Origin of the sequence: Selenomonas sp. AE3005, from assembly GCF_000686945.1 — a bacterium.
Taxonomy (GTDB): domain Bacteria; phylum Bacillota; class Negativicutes; order Selenomonadales; family Selenomonadaceae; genus Selenomonas_A.
This window is the reverse complement of record NZ_JMME01000001.1, coordinates 325,078-339,413: the sequence shown is the minus strand read 5'-3', so window position 1 is coordinate 339,413 and position 14,336 is coordinate 325,078. Positions and strand designations below refer to the sequence as shown.

Genomic DNA, 14,336 nt, shown 5'->3' with positions numbered 1-14,336 from the left:
ATAATTTCTCATTATAATCCTATAAATCCATCATATTTTCTTGATATTTATGAATCAATAGCAGTAAAATCTCTATCTGTTTTTCCAATACGCCCATGATAAGCATCCAACAACGCCCATACTATGGCTCTCCATTCAGAATGTCTATATAATATAAATCGACAAATTTTTAAAATATAGTAAAAAACAGCAATATAAACAGCACACCAAGAATAAAATTCTTTATATTTTCTCAAATTAATAAAATTATTTCTAGCCATATAATACTCTGAAAAACCTGTAGTACTTGACATGCCACATTTATGCCAAAGCTTTGCCTTTGGAACTACCTTCATTCTTATATTATGTATAGCTAAGCGTATGCAAAAATCTGTGTCCTCACAGTACATAAAATATTCTTCTGATAAATTACCAACCTTACGAAAAATGCTATTATGCACTAGCCAGCAACATCCAGTCAAAAAAGAGCAATAAAAAGGTTCTTTCATCTCTTTATGATAATGACATACTCTACCAGTTATTTTGCTTAGTTTCCCTCCGCAAAACCATAATTTATTAGGTGATGAATAATAATACATTGCTGGTGAAACTACAACATTATATTCAGACTCTTTTAACAGTTCTTCTATCATGTTATCAGCGACCGTAGTGTCATTATTGATTAACAATATATAGTCATAATTATTCTTTAATGCAAACGAAATACCAAGATTATTAGCGCCTGAAAAACCTAAATTCTTCTTACTGCATAACACAACTATATTTTGCAATGATTCCTTTAACCTTTTTCCTTCATGGTTATCTGAATTATTATCAACAATTAAAATATCACACTTAATACTAGATTGTTGTAGACTACTAACAGCTTCTAATGTGTCTTTATACCCATTATAGTTTATCATAATAGCCATCATTCTAAATTTACTGGTTATATTATAATTCACAATCGTTTTACACTCCATGCAATCACATTATAAGCAAAATACTTACACATTCATCAATTTAAAAAATATTATAAAACTAGCTAATGTTATCCAGTGAGGCTAGAAGCTTTTTAGCAGCATTAGCCCATGTCATTTTCTTCGCTTTTTTATATGCACACTCTATATAACTATTACACTCGTCTTTATGCTCAATAGCCCAAATCATTTTATTAGCCAAATCTTCAGCATCTCCTGGCTTAGCTAATAATCCAGTTTTTTTATGTTGTATTTGTTCTGATAACCCGCCTGAATTTGTCCCTATAACCAAGTCGTGGTATAACATTGCAATACTCGTTACGCCGGATTGTGTAGCATCAAGATATGGCAAGAGCACTATAATTCGCTTTCCTTTAAAAAGATTCTCTACTTCATCCATATTTATCCATCTGTTAATAATTGTAACATTTTGCAATGTATCGAAATCTGCTTGATAATCAGAAAAATCTCCACTGCCAGCCACTGTTAGTGCTACATTATTATACTTTTGGGTCACTTTTCTATAAGCTGCCGCTAGTACATGCAATCCTTTATAAGCCTCGATACGCCCATAGAACAAAAAATTTATCTTGTTATCATCATATCTAATGCCTATATTTCTACTTCCTGTTGGTATGTCAATTGATGGTAACGGTATTGTCAAAACATCATCAGATTTTTTTTTATATGTTTTCTCAGTAAAATCACGAAAACACTCACTTAGAATTATCAGTTTATCTGCAGTTATGATACGCTGAACGTTCATAAACAATCGCCTATTTATACGACTTTCCCCACTATGTACTACAGGATCATGTAAGGTCAATATTTGTTTTACATGTGGAAATATATCATTTATCCAATATGACCAATAAGTAATCATAGGCACATAGAGATAATCGATTTTTTCATCGTAGAATGCCAACTTTAAACTTCGCCTGGTTCTTAGTTTAAACCATACACTTCTATATAAAAATTGCCACTTATTCGTATAGGTATCTATCTGTACCAATTTTCTTAAAGGTAAGCTCTGCCAATCAGATAAATTATCTGCTTGCTTGGAAACAATTGCTGATACATCCAGTCCCAGTTTGCAAAGTTCTCGAGTCATTTTATAGGCATAATCAGCTCCACCACCAGTTCCACCTCCAGTACGACCTGTGTAATTTACTAATATATGCACTATATGCCCCCCCTGCAATTATTCGTTATCTTCAATGGATTTTTATCATTATTTCCAAGATTAGATAAAGTAATCATAAATAATGGAATCATCCATCCCTGACAATACAAATAGGTTATACCGCCAATTATTTGAACTAATATAAATTTCTTGTCAATATAATCTTCCGCTTTTAAAAAACCTTTAGCTAAAATTAAATAGTATATTATAAAACCAATAACTCCATTGCCTATAAGTATTGTTATCACATCTGTTTCTGGGCTCCATACGCCATTAAACGCAATCAAATTATTTTGCGTATAAGGAAAACCTGCAGTGAACATACCATAACCAAACAGGCAATTATATATACTTGAATTATCTAAAATGTATACTACTTTTTCATAATACATTTTATGTACATTAGCTGAAGCATTCGTATTTGTTGTTAATGATTCAATTACAAGTAATCCTAAATCTATCGCCCTTTGAAAGTAATCAAATGCAAAATCACTAAAGCAACTTACAACTCCTATTATAAGTGCCAACATCACTGTAATTTTAAATATCTCTTTTTTCCTTAAAAATATATATTCTTTATAAAAAATAAATTTAAGTTTTTGATATAGCCAGTAAACAAATAGAACGGCCATTAGTATAATTGCTGTTTTTGATGTAGATGCAAGTAGCGTTAAAATTATAATTACACGTAAATAATAATTTTTAGTTAAAATTAACCCTATTATCTCAATTATTGCGAAACTAGCTGTTTCCCATGACAATCCAGAAATTCTATAAACAATGTTATGAGCTACACTTTGATCCCAATTGATTCCCGCATCTATTCCTAAAAGTTCCCCAAAAACCACTTTATTAATATTTATCCCTTGAATATATCCAAAATACATTTGGGCCCATCCCCAAATTAAATTTATCACACTTGCGTAAAATAACCCCTCAAAAAAAAACATTTTATTCTTCTTTAGTTCTTCATTATTAAACAAAAAAATAAAACAAAACAAGAAGAATATCATTTTAATTTCAAATCCAAATGCCTTTACCATCCAATCATTCTTCATCGTAAGAACAGTAACACACATTGTAAATACAATACTTATAGCAAAAGCAAAGTGTAACGTATATATTCGATTTATCAGTTTTTTCGAACGAATTTTCTCCACTATTTTCTTTAAAACAATACATAGTAATATAAAATTCGCAGCACCTACTTTATAATCTCCTAAGCCAAAAGCCAATGCTGGCATAGGAAAAAATAATCCCCACCAAAAAAACCAATTTCTTGATATATTATTTTTTATCATATTATACAGCCTTTATAAGTCAAATTAACGTCTTTAATTTATGTATCATCTAAGCATCTTTACCGCCCTCTAAAGCATCCGCATAAAACTCCATAGAAATTCTCTATTATTATTTAAATTAGTCCATTATATACACATCTCCATGCACTCAAACACAATTGATTTTTCGATTAATATTTCAATAGTCATGGATATTCTTCCCCTCATCCTAATGATTCTTTTATACCCCTATACCAATCTAATAATTTTCTTCCTTCACTGCTGATATCAAAGCAATTTTCACGTAATTGCTCAACTGACCGATTATTACGCTCACATGACATATCAACTATAGCCTCTGACCAGCATTTTACCCCCGCCTCCAATGACATAAAACGCACAGAAGTTGTCAGACAACATTCTATGGAAACTTTATCAGAAATAACACACGGCAATCCGTTTGCTTGAGCCTCCACTGAAACTACCGGCAATCCCTCATACCAGGAAGGCAGTACAAAAACATCCATAACATTATATAAATCCGCCACGTTTGCTCTCAAGCCTAAAAATTTAACTTTATCTAAAATCCCCAGTCTGCCAGCTTTAGATTTCATTTCACAGCATAATTCCCCATCTCCTATCAAAATCAAAACCGCTTTGTCATCATGCCTAGCTATTTCTGCAAAGACATCCAATAGAAATGAGTGATTTTTTTGAAAAACGAATCTGCCTACATGTCCAATTACCTTTTGCTCTGATGTCAGTCCAATACTTTCACGTAATTTTGAACGCTTTTGTATGTCAAAAGAGTATTTTTCTACGTCTATCGCATTTTTGAAAACCACGACTTTTCCCGAAGTCATAGCCCTCTCTCCGTACATCCATTTTCCAGCTATTTCGGAACATGCCACATAATGATTTGCAAACAATGGCGCAAAGGGTCGCAAAATATATTTCATCAGTGTACGCATCCCTTCAATTTGTACCGCCGTAGAATGATTATGCAGGATTCGTAATCTTGCTCCAGCCAGCCATGCAGGAAATAGTGAAAATATAGATAGTGTATTCATATTAGAATGTACTATACTATATTGACCTCCCTTTACAATATGATAAATCTGACTCATATATCGTAAAATATTCTTCTTATAAGGTTCTACATGATATACACGTCCACCTAAACTTTCTATTTCCTTATCCAGGAGAGATCTTTCATAGCCATCAATAACAAAATCAAATTGTACTTTTGTTCTATCTATATTTCGATAATAGTTCATGATAACCGCTTCTACACCACCACCACAAACAATACCAATAATTTGTAACACACGTATAGGCTTTTGCTTATCCATAAAGTCTTCTATTCTCATCCTTTTTTCAATATGCGCCTTTCCCCAAAAACACTACTTGAAAAGTCTTTGCCAAATACATAATATCCAACCATACTGACCAATTTCTTACATACCATGTATCCATAGCCACGCGTTCTTCATAGGTTGTATCGCTGCGGCCACTTGCTTGCCACATGCCTGTTATACCTGGCAATACCATAGAGTATTCTCTAAAATACGGGCCATAGCGTTCGATTTCTTTTTTCACTATTGGCCGTGGGCCGACAAGGCTCATATCACCTTTGATTACATTCCATAACTGTGGCAATTCATCAAGACTCGTTTTTCGGAGGAATGCCCCTAATCTTGTCACTCTGGGGTCATTAGTCAGCTTAAAACTTTCTTCCCACTCTTTTCTAGCTTCAGGGTTTGTCTTAAGGTATTCTTCCAATTTCTCTTGCGCGTTTGGAATCATACTTTGAAACTTATAACAGGGGAATTCTTTACCATTTTTACCAACGCGTCGGTGGGCAAAAATCACGTTTCCATGATTGTCTATAGCTACTAATATAGTCACCAACAAAAGTATAGGCAATATTAAAAGGCCACCGGCTATAGAGCAAATCAAATCAAAGACACGTTTATAGATTTTATTACGTCTTACAGCAAGATTATTATGCATATGGAGCATTAGTATTTCTTCTGTAAAAAGCACCTGTGCTTTTACACCTATCATTGGTGTCCCAATTAAGTCAGGTACATATGCCAAATTTCGTACAAGAGGCTGTACACTTACAATTAGTTTCTGTATTTTTTCCTTCTCCATCCCTGGCGCGGTTATAATCACAGTCTGACACTTATATGCCTTAATAATCTGTTCTGCTTCGCAGACTTTACCGAAGATTGGATATTTGTTTACCAGTTTTGCAGAAATTGGGTTGTCATCTATCATGCCAGTCACATGGTAACGGTACCCCAAATCATCCTGAAAGAAGTGTAGTGTCCTTTCCGCTGTTCTCCCGGCCCCCACAAGAATTATTTCTTCGTAAAGGTGATGCGCACGTTTCAGCCACAAGCTAATTGCAAAGCGCTCCAGCCATAACAATATGAGCGCCACTAGCCAGAACACGACAAAAAACGACCTTGCCGCCTGCCAGTCTGTGAAGAAGTAAATAGCCACTACGCAAGCCAGTAGCCCATATGTCACGGCGTAGAAAATACTACGTACAGTGTAGATAAAGGGCTGCATTGCCGTATAAGCCCTGTTTTGAGCCAGGAAGATGATAAACGTCAGCGGCAGCCATAGATAAATGTAGCTGCTGTTTAATGACAGACCGTAAAGTTTTATGACCAAACTGCCTGTGGCTAAGATAGCCATATAGTCCCCTGCCATAAATAGTAACGGTGTAAAATATCGTCTAGCCTTTTGGCTTATAGAATTGTTCGTCGATTCCAAAGTCAATGTCACGCAATTCCCTTCTTATTTTTGTAAGGTACTTTTCATATTGCTCAATGCGTATTCACAACATTGACGCACAAGATTATTTACTGATACCTGTTCAGATTCAGCTACCTTAGTCAGTTCTTCTAGCAGATTTCGAGGGAGCCGGAAAGTTTTGTTTATCATTTCTTCTGTTTGGCGCACTTGGAACATACTATTTCTCCTTTATCTTGCAATGTAACTTTTGTCAAAAAGTATACTTTTTGACACCGTGAATATCACAAAACTCATTATAGCAAAGAGCGCAGCTTATGTCTAATTTTTTTGCGATTTTCTTCTCGGAAAGGACTTTTTGAGACTCAGAGGAGAAAATTGATTGTTTGCAATGCAATTTTTAGGAGTATCAAAAAGTATACTTTATGACACATGACATAGACAAAAAGGACATCCTTGCTTGGTTAGCAAGGATGCCCTTTTTGTTAAATATTCATTTCTCTAAGTCGTCTGTAGAAGGTAGATTTGCTGATGCGGCAGGCTTTTAAAAGTTGTTCAAGTGATATGCCCTGATTGCGCCAGCGTTTTACCAGTGATTCAAAGTTTGCCGGTATCTTTACCTCCGGACGTCCGAAGCGGATGCCATTGGCTTTGGCTGCCGTTATACCCTGAGCCTGACGTTTTCTGATGTTATCCCGTTCTGATTCGGCGACAAAGGACAGGATTTGCAGCACTATATCGGCGATAAAGGTTCCCAGCAGGTCCTTGTACCTTCTTGTGTCCAAGAGCGGCATATCAATTACGCAGATATCAATCTCCAGTTCGCTGGTCAGATAGCGCCATTGGTTCTGTATCTCCTTGTAGTTGCGTCCCAGCCTGTCTATGCTCAGGATATAAAGCAAGTCGCCTTTGCGCAGCACGCGCAGGAGCTTTTTATAATTGTCCCGCTGGAAATCTTTTCCAGACTGTTTGTCCAAATAGATATTTCGTTTGGGAATACGGAGTTCCTGGACTGCTTTTAGCTGGCGTGATTCGTTCTGATCCAAAGATGATACACGGATGTAGGCATAAGTTTTCATAAATTTTCCTCCCTATGAATATATAGATTTTAGTCCCCACCTATATACATAATTCATAAAGCGGAAAATCAAACGGGGCTGTGCATAAAGTGATTTCTCACCTATGCACAGCCCCGTTTATTATTTTATGCTTCTTCGCGTTTGTAACAAATCAATCCATATCCAAAACTAATTAGGCACCCGATAACAAAACCGATAGCAGTTATCAGTTTTTTTCGTGGGCCTGACGGTCTGTCTTCATCAGGAAGATTAGCCGGATCAATAACCTGAATGTCCATGGACTCCATGGCTTCCTGAATCTTATCCTTTTCACATTCCTTAACCAGATTGAGATACACTTCTTCTTTCAGCTTAGCATCACTTTTCAGCTGCATAAAATTCATCGCAGCCTCTGGGAAATTTCCCATTTCAGTTTCTTTTTCAGATTTCTTTTCCCTTAATGCAGCTTCGCTAGCTTTAGCCGCACTAGCCTTAGCTTCAGCTACCGCCTGATTGCTGAGAAGCGTTGCATTAGTAGTACTTAAACTAGCCGCACCACTGGAATTAACAGCAGCATTAACCTCAGATACTAGTTGACTGTTTAAATTATCTAATTCTTCTTTAGCCTTTACAACACTGGGATGTTCATCAGTAAATTGTTGCTGATAACCTACCAGTTCTATACGTTTTTCTACGATAGCTGAACGAATTTTTTGTACTACAGCATTATCACTAATGTTATATGCACGAGCGCTTGAACTTTGCTGACCTATTTTAGCCGTAGCTACATCATATTCAGCCTGTGCAGATTTCTGCTCAACAATTGTATCGCTAATCGCTTTATCATAAACGTCTAATTTAGTCATCAAAAGCTGAGCCTGTTCATCAGGTGCATAAATATTATGCTCCTTGGAATAAACGGCAAGTTTAGTGGCTGCTTCATCAGAATCCTTTTTAGCATCAGAAATTCGTTCATTGAGGAACTTAACCAATATGCTCTGCGTCTGCTTATTCATATCAGTCTGCATAGCCAAAAAATTATCCACTACACCTTGGCTTATCATCTGCGCCTCTTCCGGCGTTTTTCCTGTTGCCGTAACCGTTATCAAATTAGTTTGCTTGGTATTTTCTATTTTAAGTGCAGACTTGGCAAAACCTTTAGCATCTGGCTTTTTCTTTTCGTCAGGCCACTCCAGCTTGTCAATAACCGGCTCTAAAACAGCACGGGACTTCATCAGTTCAATATAATTTAATGGGGAACCTGCCGACGAACTGCCACCTATACTTATACCCATAGCCGCAGCCATAGCTGCCGCACCACCGATGTCTTTGCCGGCACTGCGTGTCTGAACTAACGTGGTTGATTCATATGTTTTGGGTAAGACCAGTGACACAATAAGTGCTAAAGCTGTGCAGCCTCCGACAATGCCGCCGACTATTTTACGGCGGTCATATATTATTTGCATCAATCTGCCTAAATCAATTGCTTCTTCCTGACTATTTTCCATTATGCCATTTCTCCGCTTTCATTTTATTTATGCAACAGAAAACCTCCTGTACACACCTATATATGATACCATATATACTCTATGCCAAACAAGTTTTTTTCATAAAATAATAAATATCAGCGAAAACATTATTTGTAAATTAACTATTCGCCTAAAAACTTGGCTGCTATAAACTAAATATCAACACTGATATAAAGTTATTTGTATTCTGCTGCCAGTTTTTTGAACAGGGGCAGGGATTTTTCGATGGTTTCAGTTTTTATGCAGTATGCGGCGCGGAAGTAGCCGGGGCAGCCGAAGTCGGCACCGGGAACGAGCAGCAGGTCGTATTTCTTGGCGCGTTCACAGAAGGCGTAGTCGTCTTCTTCCAGGCACTTGGGGAAGAGATAGAATGCCCCCTGCGGTTTGACGCATTCAAAACCGGCGTCGATAAGGCCCTGATACAGGAGCTGGCCGTTTTTTACGTAGGTGCTGATATCTGACGGCTTGTCGGCACAGCGGCCGATAACCAGCTGCCAGAGGGACGGGGCGTTGACATGTGTCAGCACGCGGGCGGCACCGGCAATAGAGCCATATACCTTGCCGAAATCAGCCACTTTATTCGGCACTACGATATAGCCAATACGCTCGCCGGGCAGGGAGAAGGATTTGCTGTAAGAGTAGCAGACCAGTGTATTGTCGTAGTAATTCGGGATATACGGCACCGTGTATCCTTCAAAAGCGATTTCGCGGTATGGTTCATCGGCAATGATAAAGATGGGATGATTGTATTCCTTTTCCTTAGCCTGCAGAATTTCTGCCAGCTTTTTAATCGTGGCCTCCGAGTAAACGGCGCCGCTCGGATTGTTGGGCGAATTGACGATTACAGCTTTGGTATGTGGCGTGACAAGCTGTTCAAAGGCGGCAAAGTCAATCTGCCAGTCCTGCGGCTGGGCAGGTACTACAACCAGTTTGCCCCCTACGGATTCGACAAAAGCCCGGTATTCCGGGAAGAAGGGTGCAAAGGTGATGTATTCATCTTCCGGCTGAAACAAGGCTTTAAAGCAAATGGTAATAGAGGCCGCAGCACCGGCCGTCAGGAAAAAGTTTTGCGCGGTGTAATCAGTGCCGAAACGTTTGTTGACACTTGCAGCCAGGGCTGCGCGCGTCTGGGGATTACCCGGGGCGACGGTATAGCCATGCACAGCGCTGGGCTCCATATTGGTCAGGATATCAATGGCGGTTTCCTTGATAAATTCCGGCGTGGGCACATTGGGATTGCCCAAGCTGAAATCGTATATATTCTCCTCGCCCACCTCGGCTGCACGTTTGCGGCCGAATTCAAAGATGGTGCGGATAGTTGATTTCTTGGTACCAAGTTCATACATTTTGTCATTTACCATAAATATCCCTCACTAACAAACAGATTTCACTTTTAATAAAACACTGTTTACATATTAACACATTTTTATAGTAAAATAAAGCAAAATGACCAAAGGCACGCGGGCCTTTGGTCATTATATATCATTTATTCGCAAAAATATTTCATGGCGGTCTTTTTCCACTCGTGTTTGGAGTAGAGCATGACGTGCTTGCTGACGCCGTTGGCCTCCCCCAGCTGCTTTACCACCTGCTCGCATTCTTCCCGGCTGTGGCCATGAACCATGGTATAAAGGTTATAGGGCCAGTCAGGTGCGGTATTGCGGTCGTAGCAATGTGTTACGGAGGGGCTTTTCGCCATGTTTTGGGCGATTTCATCAAGCTGCGCGGCCGGAACTTCCCAGGCTACCAGTACATTGGCACTGAAACCAACTTCACGATGGCGCAGGACAGCGCCCATCTTGCGGATTTTTTTCGTCGCCTGCATATCCCGAATGCGGTCCATAAAGACTTCTTCGCTGACACCAGCCTGCTCGGCCAGTGTCTTATATGGTTCAGCCACCAGAGGGAAATCGCCCTGCAGGACGCGAATGATATTTTTATCAAGCTCTGTAATATCTTCTGCGGTCATACTGCTCTCCCTTAATGTAATTTAAACTGCACATTGATTTTGTATTTCTTGTTGGCTTTGAGATTAAGCATATCCTCTACACCATTTAAGGACTGTACCTCAGACAGGATTTGCTGCTCTGTTTCCAAATTAGGTGTCAAAAGTGTAAACCACAGGTTATAACGGCCTTCGCGTTCATAATTGTGCGTTGCGCCAGGGTACGAGTTGATGGACTCGGCCACAGTCTGCATTTTTGACGGGTCAACTTTTAAGGCCACCAGTGTCCCCTTGTATCCCAGATTATTGGAGTCAAAGAACGTGCCAATCCGCCGCAAGTAGCCCTCCTGCTTTAGTTCCTGCAGGCGGTTTAAGACTGTTTCCTCGTCTGTGTCAAGTTCCTCGGCCAGCTTGGCAAAGGGGTGGCTGCATACAGGCAGATTTCCCTGCAGCAAGTTTAATAATGACTTGTCAAAAGCCGTAAGTTCCATCATGATAATCCCTCTTCCCGATGGTGTTCCGTAAAATAAAATAAATGAATCAGATTCACATTTCTCTGATATTATTCTAACAAAGAATCACCGATAACGTCAAGTAAATCTGAACGTCCTTCATTTTTTAGGGAAGAATACGGCAAAACCGAAATTTCCTTAATGCCCAATTTGCGTTTGATGGCCGCAATATTCTTGGCCCGGGCGTTTTTACCGATTTTATCAGCCTTGGTGGCGATAATCAGCACGGGAATGTCATTGTCCACCAGCCAGTTGAACATGTCCACATCAGAGGCCATGGGCTCATGACGAATATCAATCAGCTGACAGACAAAACGCAGCCGCGGTGAGGTCAGAAAGTATTCTTCAATAAATTTTGACCAGATTTTACGGTTTTCCTTGCCGGTTTTGGCATAGCCATAGCCGGGCAGGTCCACGAGATAAAAGGCTTTGCGCTCCTCTACCTCAGCGATTTTAATGCCGACTTCAAAGAAGTTAATCGTCTGCGTCTTGCCGGGCTGGGAGGAAACCCTGGCCAGGTTATTGACACGTGTCAAAGAGTTTATCAAGGAGGACTTGCCTACATTGGAACGGCCGATAAAAACGATTTCCGACAGGTCTTCTTCGGGATACTGGTCCTTTCTGACAGCTGAGGCGATGTATTTGCCCTGGGTGATAATAACCCGTTCTTTGTCATTGCTCATTTTCTCATCTCCTTGTAAAAGCCTTCCCAAACGGGAAGGCTTTTTATCATCATACTAAAGCTGTCTTTAAAACTTCGTCCATGGATTCTACGGGCACAAATTCGAGTTTTTCCCGGACAACTTCAGGTATATCTTCGATATCTTTTTCGTTGTCCTTGGGCAGAATGATGGTTTTCATGCCTTCGCGGTAAGCTGCGAGCACCTTTTCTTTCAGGCCGCCGATAGCCAGCACGTGGCCGCGCAGGGTGATTTCCCCGGTCATGGCTACGTCATTTCTGACCTTGCGTCCGGTCAAAGCGGAAATCATAGCCGTGGCCATGGTAATGCCGGCTGACGGGCCGTCCTTGGGAATAGCCCCTTCCGGCAGGTGAATATGAATATCATCATTCTCGTAAAAATCTGCGGCCAGTTTCAGTTTATCGGAACGGCTGCGAATGTAGGTAAGTCCGGCCTTGGCCGATTCCTGCATGACATCGCCCACCTGTCCGGTGAGGATTAGTTTGCCCTTGCCTTTCAGTACCGTGACTTCTGTCGGCAGAATTGTACCGCCTACTTCCGTCCAGGCCATGCCCGTGACTACACCAACCTGCGGCTTTTTAGCAGCCTTGGTGTCATGGTACTTGGTCTTACCAAGAAAATCGATAAGATTTTTCCTGGTGATCTTTATGGGAGTTTCCTCCCCTTCTACAATTTTACGCGCAGCCTTGCGGCAGACCTGGCCGATAACGCGTTCCAATTCACGGACACCGGACTCTCTGGTGTAATCAGCGATGATTTTATTGAATACACCGGCACCAATCGTTATATCCTTGGCTTTTAAGCCGTTCTGCGTCCGCTGGCGGGCCAGCAGATAACGCTTGGCAATTTCCAGTTTTTCCACTTCGGTATAACTGGAAAGCTGGATTATCTCCATGCGGTCTCGCAGGGGACGCGGAATATTACCTAAATTATTGGCCGTGACAATCCAAAAGACTTTTGACAAGTCAAATGGTATGTCAACAAAATGGTCGCTGAAGGTGGAATTCTGTGCCGGGTCTAAGACTTCCAGCAGCGCTGCTGCCGGGTCGCCGCGATAGTCGCCAGCCAGTTTATCCACTTCGTCGAGCAGGAACACAGGATTTTTCTTACCCACTTTGCGGATACCGTCGATAATGCGGCCGGGCATAGCGCCAACGTAAGTACGGCGATGGCCGCGGATTTCCGCCTCATCACGAATACCGCCTAAGGAGGCCCGGACAAATTCCCGTCCCGTAGCTCTGGCTACAGACGCCGCCAGTGAGGTCTTGCCCACGCCGGGAGGACCGACAAGGCACAGAATCGGCGCGCTGCGGTCCTTGGCCAGTTTATGGACAGCCAGATAGTCAAGAATTCTGTCTTTGACTTTCACGAGTCCATAGTGGTCATCGTCCAGAATTTTTTTGGCGGCGGCAATGTCAACATTGTCCACGGATTCGTCATTCCAGGGAAGTTCGAGCAGGCAGTCCACATAGTTGCGGATAACGCCGGTTTCCGCATGCATATTGTTCATGGTTTCCAAGCGGCTGAGCTCTTTTTCCACGGTCTTGCAGACTTCTTCGGGGTAGTTACCCTCATGCAGTTTCTGCAGCAGTTCTTCGACTTCACCTTTGCCGTCTTTATAGCCGAGTTCCTGACGAATGGCCTTTATCTGCTCGCGCAGGTAGTAATCCTTTTGGATTTTGTCCATCTGCTTGCGTACCTGCTTGCCGATTTTCGTTTCCATCTGGAGGATTTCCATTTCCCGGGAAAGTACGGCGTAGAGTTTTTCGAGCCGTTCCTTCACGTCAATGGCGGCCAGGAGTTCCTGGCGTGTTTCCACCTTAAGATTCAAATGGCTGGCAATGAGGTCAGCCAACCGGCCGGCATCATCGATAATGGCCACGGATACCAGCGTTTCGGGTGGAATCTTCTTGGACATGCGCACCCATTCTTCGAACTGATGTACTACAGCACGGTTCAGGGCCTCCATGTTCAGGGAAGTATCGATACGGTCGTGAAATTCTTCCACGTCCACCACATCAAATTTTTCCTGTTCATGGTACTCATGGATAAAGGCACGATGTTTGCCTTCCACCAAAACTCTGACCAGGTCACCGGGCAGCTTTATCACCTGCCGCACTTCGGCCACCGTGCCGACTTTATACAGGTCCTGCGGGGTAAACTCTTCCTTTTCCGCATCCATCTGCGTGGTGAGCATCACTTCGCGATTCTCAACCATAGCCTCTTCAATAGCAGCCATGGAACGGTCACGGGCGACGTCTAAATGTATCATCATATAAGGGAATACTACCATGCCGCGCAGCGGCAATAATGGCAATGTTCGTGTTTCCGCCATTTGGTTCCCTCCTCTTCTATCCTAAAATATTAAACAAGGCGCTGCCCTCTGCAACGCCTTGCTTTGCG

13 protein-coding genes are annotated in these 14,336 nt (G+C 41.2%); all 13 read right to left on the bottom strand.

From position 1 onward, the window contains the following. Positions 1-47: 47 nt before the first annotated feature. Positions 48-944 carry a glycosyltransferase family 2 protein gene (locus DL94_RS0101655; RefSeq protein WP_028128646.1) on the bottom strand — a complete coding sequence of 299 codons (897 nt, stop codon included), beginning with the start codon at positions 942-944 and terminating at the stop codon, positions 48-50. Positions 945-1,020: 76 nt separating this feature from the next. Beyond that, complete coding sequence (locus DL94_RS0101650; protein WP_028128645.1) at positions 1,021-2,142, bottom strand: glycosyltransferase family 4 protein; 1,122 nt, start codon at positions 2,140-2,142, stop codon at positions 1,021-1,023. Next, on the bottom strand, positions 2,142-3,443 hold the full coding sequence (locus tag DL94_RS0101645; RefSeq protein WP_028128644.1) for a hypothetical protein: 1,302 nt from the start codon (positions 3,441-3,443) through the stop codon (positions 2,142-2,144). Before DL94_RS0101645 ends, DL94_RS0101650 begins: the two co-directional genes overlap by 1 nt. Positions 3,444-3,646: 203 nt before the next feature. Next, complete coding sequence (locus DL94_RS0101640; RefSeq protein WP_037371063.1) at positions 3,647-4,774, bottom strand: glycosyltransferase family 1 protein; 1,128 nt, start codon at positions 4,772-4,774, stop codon at positions 3,647-3,649. Between the two features lie 25 nt (positions 4,775-4,799). Further along, positions 4,800-6,131 carry an undecaprenyl-phosphate galactose phosphotransferase WbaP gene (gene wbaP, locus DL94_RS0101635; RefSeq protein WP_231464435.1) on the bottom strand — a complete coding sequence of 444 codons (1,332 nt, stop codon included), beginning with the start codon at positions 6,129-6,131 and terminating at the stop codon, positions 4,800-4,802. A 102-nt stretch (positions 6,132-6,233) separates the two neighbouring features. Next, a complete protein-coding gene (locus DL94_RS15495) occupies positions 6,234-6,380 on the bottom strand; it encodes an Arc family DNA-binding protein (RefSeq protein ID WP_231464460.1) in 147 nt (48 codons plus the stop codon). Between the two features lie 293 nt (positions 6,381-6,673). Next, positions 6,674-7,267, bottom strand: a complete 594-nt coding sequence (locus DL94_RS0101625; protein WP_028128641.1) for a recombinase family protein — start codon at positions 7,265-7,267, stop codon at positions 6,674-6,676. A gap of 125 nt (positions 7,268-7,392) precedes the next feature. Next, positions 7,393-8,754, bottom strand: a complete 1,362-nt coding sequence (locus DL94_RS0101620; protein ID WP_028128640.1) for a GumC family protein — start codon at positions 8,752-8,754, stop codon at positions 7,393-7,395. Positions 8,755-8,951: 197 nt separating this feature from the next. After that, the gene (locus DL94_RS0101615) at positions 8,952-10,136 is read right to left on the bottom strand and encodes a pyridoxal phosphate-dependent aminotransferase (RefSeq protein ID WP_028128639.1); all 1,185 of its coding nucleotides are present in this window, start codon (positions 10,134-10,136) and stop codon (positions 8,952-8,954) included. A gap of 125 nt (positions 10,137-10,261) precedes the next feature. Next, a complete protein-coding gene (locus DL94_RS0101610) occupies positions 10,262-10,744 on the bottom strand; it encodes a siroheme decarboxylase subunit beta (protein WP_028128638.1) in 483 nt (160 codons plus the stop codon). 11 nt (positions 10,745-10,755) lie between these two features. Next, complete coding sequence (locus DL94_RS0101605) at positions 10,756-11,214, bottom strand: siroheme decarboxylase subunit alpha (RefSeq protein WP_028128637.1); 459 nt, start codon at positions 11,212-11,214, stop codon at positions 10,756-10,758. Positions 11,215-11,282: 68 nt separating this feature from the next. After that, the gene (gene yihA, locus DL94_RS0101600; protein ID WP_037371060.1) at positions 11,283-11,915 is read right to left on the bottom strand and encodes a ribosome biogenesis GTP-binding protein YihA/YsxC; all 633 of its coding nucleotides are present in this window, start codon (positions 11,913-11,915) and stop codon (positions 11,283-11,285) included. Between the two features lie 49 nt (positions 11,916-11,964). Next, on the bottom strand, positions 11,965-14,268 hold the full coding sequence (gene lon / locus DL94_RS0101595; RefSeq protein ID WP_028128635.1) for an endopeptidase La: 2,304 nt from the start codon (positions 14,266-14,268) through the stop codon (positions 11,965-11,967). Between the last annotated feature and the right edge of the window lie 68 nt (positions 14,269-14,336).

What these genes read in the sequence shown, in the direction of transcription:
- DL94_RS0101645 (WP_028128644.1), bottom strand. Translation starts at nt 3,443, where the DNA reads ATGATAAAAAATAATATATCAAGAAATTGGTTTTTTTGGTGGGGATTA.
- DL94_RS0101640 (WP_037371063.1), bottom strand. Translation starts at nt 4,774, where the DNA reads ATGGATAAGCAAAAGCCTATACGTGTGTTACAAATTATTGGTATTGTT.
- wbaP (WP_231464435.1), bottom strand. Translation starts at nt 6,131, where the DNA reads ATGGCTATCTTAGCCACAGGCAGTTTGGTCATAAAACTTTACGGTCTG.
- DL94_RS15495 (WP_231464460.1), bottom strand. Translation starts at nt 6,380, where the DNA reads ATGATAAACAAAACTTTCCGGCTCCCTCGAAATCTGCTAGAAGAACTG.
- DL94_RS0101625 (WP_028128641.1), bottom strand. Translation starts at nt 7,267, where the DNA reads ATGAAAACTTATGCCTACATCCGTGTATCATCTTTGGATCAGAACGAA.
- DL94_RS0101620 (WP_028128640.1), bottom strand. Translation starts at nt 8,754, where the DNA reads ATGGAAAATAGTCAGGAAGAAGCAATTGATTTAGGCAGATTGATGCAA.
- DL94_RS0101615 (WP_028128639.1), bottom strand. Translation starts at nt 10,136, where the DNA reads ATGGTAAATGACAAAATGTATGAACTTGGTACCAAGAAATCAACTATC.
- DL94_RS0101610 (WP_028128638.1), bottom strand. Translation starts at nt 10,744, where the DNA reads ATGACCGCAGAAGATATTACAGAGCTTGATAAAAATATCATTCGCGTC.
- DL94_RS0101605 (WP_028128637.1), bottom strand. Translation starts at nt 11,214, where the DNA reads ATGATGGAACTTACGGCTTTTGACAAGTCATTATTAAACTTGCTGCAG.
- yihA (WP_037371060.1), bottom strand. Translation starts at nt 11,915, where the DNA reads ATGAGCAATGACAAAGAACGGGTTATTATCACCCAGGGCAAATACATC.
- lon (WP_028128635.1), bottom strand. Translation starts at nt 14,268, where the DNA reads ATGGCGGAAACACGAACATTGCCATTATTGCCGCTGCGCGGCATGGTA.